The following is a 491-nucleotide window of genomic DNA, read 5'->3' on the forward strand; positions in this document are numbered from 1 at the left end:
CGCAAAGGCGACCGGGTGGTGATCTACCTGCCGATGATCCCCGAAGCCGCCTATGCCATGCTGGCCTGCGCGCGGATCGGTGCGATCCACTCGATCGTGTTTGCCGGCTTTTCTCCCGATGCGCTGGCGGCGCGTGTAAACGGGTCGGACGCCAAGGTGGTGATCACCGCCGACGAAGCTCCGCGCGGGGGCCGCAAGACACCGCTCAAGTCCAACGCCGACGCGGCGCTGCTGCACTGCAAGGACAGCGTGAAGTGCCTTGTCGTCAAGCGCACCGGTGGCCAGACCACCTGGATCGATGGGCGCGACTATGACTACAACGAAATGGCGCTTGAAGCGTCAGATGTCAGCCAACCTGCTGAAATGAATGCCGAAGATCCCCTTTTCATCCTGTATACATCGGGCTCGACCGGGCAGCCCAAGGGGGTTGTGCACTCAACAGGTGGATATTTGGTTTACGCCGGCCTCACCCATGAGGTTGTTTTTGATTA

At 60.7% G+C, this 491-nt stretch carries 1 protein-coding gene; it reads left to right on the forward strand.

Going from position 1 to position 491, the window contains the following annotated elements; all coding sequences use genetic code 11:
- A partial coding sequence (locus MWU54_RS18625) for an AMP-binding protein (protein ID WP_247086759.1) occupies nucleotides 1-491 on the forward strand: 491 nt, incomplete at both ends.

The sequence above is a fragment of the Marivita sp. S6314 genome, assembly GCF_023015985.1.
Lineage (GTDB): Bacteria > Pseudomonadota > Alphaproteobacteria > Rhodobacterales > Rhodobacteraceae > Marivita.